The sequence below is a fragment of the Micromonospora sp. NPDC047753 genome (assembly GCF_040642735.1).
Lineage (GTDB): Bacteria > Actinomycetota > Actinomycetes > Mycobacteriales > Micromonosporaceae > Micromonospora.
In genome coordinates this window covers 1-3,309 of sequence record NZ_JBEYSL010000633.1, presented here as the reverse complement: position 1 = coordinate 3,309, position 3,309 = coordinate 1, and the positions used below count along the sequence as shown (strand labels likewise).

Genomic DNA, 3,309 nt, shown 5'->3' with positions numbered 1-3,309 from the left:
AGCCGTCCAGCTCCTTGCGGCTCTGCGCCGCGCCGCCCGGCATCACCACCGCGCCGACGTACCCGCCCGCGTCGATGGCCCCGGCGAAGACCCGGAACTCGGTGCCGCGCAGGTACTCGGTCAGCTCGGTCAGCTCGACGCCGTAGCGCAGGTCCGGCTTGTCCGAGCCGTACCGTGCCATCGCGTCGTGCCAGGTGATCCGCGGGATCGGACGGCTGATCTCGTGCCCGGCCAGGTCCTTCCACAGCGCCGAGACGATCGCCTCACCAAGGTCGATCACGTCGTCCTCGGTCACGAACGACATCTCGATGTCGAGCTGGGTGAACTCCGGCTGCCGGTCGGCGCGGAAGTCCTCGTCGCGGTAGCAGCGGGCGATCTGGTAGTACCGCTCCATGCCGCCCACCATCAGCAGCTGCTTGAACAGCTGCGGCGACTGCGGCAGCGCGTACCAGCTGCCGGGCTGAAGGCGCACCGGCACCAGGAAGTCGCGGGCGCCCTCCGGAGTCGAGCGGGTCAGCGTCGGGGTCTCGATCTCCAGGAAGTCCCGCTCGTGCAGCACGCCCCGGGCCAGCTGGCTGGCGCGCGAGCGCAGCCGCAGCGCGTTCGCCGGGCCGCTGCGACGCAGGTCCAGGTAGCGGTACCGGAGTCGAATGTCGTCGCCGGCCTCGATCTGGTCGTCCACCGGCAGCGGCAGCGGCGCCGCCTCGGAGAGCACCTCCAGCTCGACGACGGTCACCTCGACCTCACCGGTGGGCAGCTCCGGGTTCTCGTTGCCGGCCGGTCGGCGGGTCACCTCACCGACGACCTTCACACAGAACTCGTTGCGCAGCGCGTGCGCGTCTTCCTCGCGGAACACCACCTGGACAACACCGGAACCGTCGCGCAGGTCGACGAAGATGACCCCGCCGTGGTCGCGGCGGCGGGCCACCCAGCCGGCGAGCGTCACCGTCGAGCCGGCGTCCGCGGCGCGCAGGCTTCCGGCATTGTGGGTACGGATCACGGCTGGCAACTCCTCATCGTGGAACAGTCCTCACCCGCATTCTGTCAGGGGTGGCCGCCCCGCCTCCGGGCACCCGGCAGGCCGGCACGATTCGCTGGTGGGGTGGACCGGCGAACCCGACTCCCCCGGCAGGCGAGCCGGTTAACGTGGCGAAATGCGGCCCGTACCGAACTGGGCCGTCGCCACGGCGGCGGCGGCACCCGTGCTGCTGGTGGCCGGTTGGACGGTGGCGGAGGCTCGACAGCCCGTCGGGTACGACCCGGTCCGGGACACCATCAGCGAGCTGGCAGGACAGGACGCCACCGACGCGTGGATCATGGTGGTGGCCCTAGTGCTGCTCGGCTGCTGCTACCTGTCGGTCGCCGCCGTCCTGCACGCGGCCGGGCTGCCCAGCCGCTTCCTGCTCGCGATCGGTGGGGTGGCCACCATCGCGCTCGTCGCCTTTCCCCGGCCGCCGGTCGGCGGTTCACTCAGCCACGGCGTCGCGGCGACGGTGGCCGTTCTCGCCCTGGTGCTCTGGCCGGCCGGCTCGGCACTGCGGCTGCCGCGCGGCCACGACACCGAGCACCCCACCCGACCGGAGCCGCCCTGGGCGTTCCGCCGGGCGGTCGGGCTGAGCGCCACGCTCGTGCTGCTCGCGCTCTTCGGCTGGTGCGCGTTCGAGGTGACCAGTGGCTCCCGCACGGGGTTGGCCGAGCGGGTGACGGCGGTGGCGGTCTCCCTCTGGCCGCTGCTGGCGGTCCTCTCCGCCCGGCGGGCACACCTCGCCTGGTCGACCGGCGGCACCGTACGCGTCGGCCCGGACCTGCCGAGCATCGGCGTCGTACCCCCTGATCCCCTCGGACCACCGAGCGGGCCTGCTTCCGGGCGCCCCGACCGGCTGCCGTGAGTCGCCGGCCCGTCTGATCTTTCCGGCGCCCGGGCCTGTTCGAGCGTCCGAACCGGCGGCCGGTCAGCCCGAGCATGCGGCCCGGAAGCAGCGCCGGTCTCGCATCGTTACGATCGCCCGATGTCCACCGCTCCCCGTTGGGCCCTGCTGTCAGCCGGCGGCGCACCACTGTTCCTTGTCGGCGGCTGGACCCTGGCGCAGGCTGCCCAGCCCGACGGATTCGACCCGGTGCGGCAGACCATCAGCGCGCTCGCCGCCACGGGTGCGGACCATCGCTGGATCATGACGGTCGGGCTGGTCGGCCTGGGCCTCTGCCACCTGACGACCGCGCTCGGCCTGGTCAGCGCCGCACCGGCGGGCCGAGCGCTACTCGCACTGGGCGGGCTGGCGACCCTGGTCGTGGGCGCGTTCCCGCAGCGCCCGACCGGTGACTCGACGACCCACGCCGTGGCCGCCGGTGTGGCGTTCGGGGCGTTGGCCGTCTGGCCGGCCCTGGCGGTGCCGCGTCGCGCGAGGCCGTCTCTCGACCGGGAGCACCGCCACGCTCCGGCTTTCGTACGCCCGCTGGCGCTCGCGGCGGCGGTGGTCCTCCTCGCGCTGGTCGGCTGGTTCGCCGCCGAGCTCTTCACCGACGGAGCATGGATCGGGCTGACCGAACGGCTGGCGGCGGCCGCCGAGGCGGGCGTACCGCTGGCCGCCGTGCTGGTCTCCCGGCGTCTACCGGGACCGTCCGGGCCCGGCTGAGCGTCATCGTGTTCGGTGGCTGTCAACGCGACGCGGGCCGCCGGAGTGTTCCGGCGGCCCGCGAGCGGTGCGTGGATCAGAAGACGCTGACGCCGTAGCGGCTCAGGGCCTCGGTGACGGGCTGGAAGTAGGTGGTGCCACCGGTGCGGCAGTTGCCGCTACCACCGGAGGTCATACCCAGGGCGGTGCCGCCGGCGAAGAGCGAGCCGCCGCTGTCGCCCGGCTCGGCGCAGACGTTGGTGCGGATCAGACCGGAGACCGAACCCTCGGCGTAGTTCACCGTGGCGTTGGTGGCGTTCACCGAGCCGCTGCGCAGGCCGGTGGTGCTGCCGGAGCGCTGCACCGACTGGCCGACGGAGGCGTTACCGGAGCCGGTGATGTCGCGGAAGCTGCCGTTGTAGAGGGAGACGTTGCCGGCGGCGTTGGCCGAGTTGCTGTGCCGCACGATGCCATAGTCGTTGCCCGGGAAGCTGGTGCCGGTACGGGTGCCGATCAGCGAGGTCTGGCCGGAGTTCGAGTACCAGCTGGCCGAGATGTTGGTGCAGTGCCCAGCCGTCACGAAGTAGTAGGTGCTGCCACTGCGCACGTTGAAGCCGAGCGAGCAACGCCCGCCCCCGCCGGCGTAGATGGCCTGGCCGCCGGAGATCCGGGTGCTCAGCACGCCCGCCTCGGCCTC

Annotated in this window: 4 protein-coding genes; 2 read left to right on the top strand and 2 right to left on the bottom strand. The window is 72.7% G+C overall.

Annotated features, from left to right (window positions below; all coding sequences use genetic code 11):
• A partial coding sequence (gene aspS, locus ABZ749_RS32280) for an aspartate--tRNA ligase (RefSeq protein WP_357234518.1) occupies positions 1 to 1,000 on the bottom strand: 1,000 nt, incomplete at its 3' end.
• Between the two features lie 154 nt (positions 1,001 to 1,154).
• Here aspS and ABZ749_RS32275 point away from each other — a divergent pair.
• Together ABZ749_RS32275 and ABZ749_RS32270 are read left to right on the top strand one after the other, a co-directional pair.
• Positions 1,155 to 1,889, top strand: a complete 735-nt coding sequence (locus tag ABZ749_RS32275; protein WP_357234515.1) for a DUF998 domain-containing protein — start codon at positions 1,155 to 1,157, stop codon at positions 1,887 to 1,889.
• Between the two features lie 120 nt (positions 1,890 to 2,009).
• A complete protein-coding gene (locus tag ABZ749_RS32270; RefSeq protein ID WP_357234512.1) occupies positions 2,010 to 2,633 on the top strand; it encodes a DUF998 domain-containing protein in 624 nt (207 codons plus the stop codon).
• A 76-nt stretch (positions 2,634 to 2,709) separates the two neighbouring features.
• On the opposite strand, the gene ABZ749_RS32265 is transcribed toward ABZ749_RS32270, so the two are convergent.
• A partial coding sequence (locus ABZ749_RS32265) for a S1 family peptidase (RefSeq protein ID WP_357234509.1) occupies positions 2,710 to 3,309 on the bottom strand: 600 nt, incomplete at its 5' end.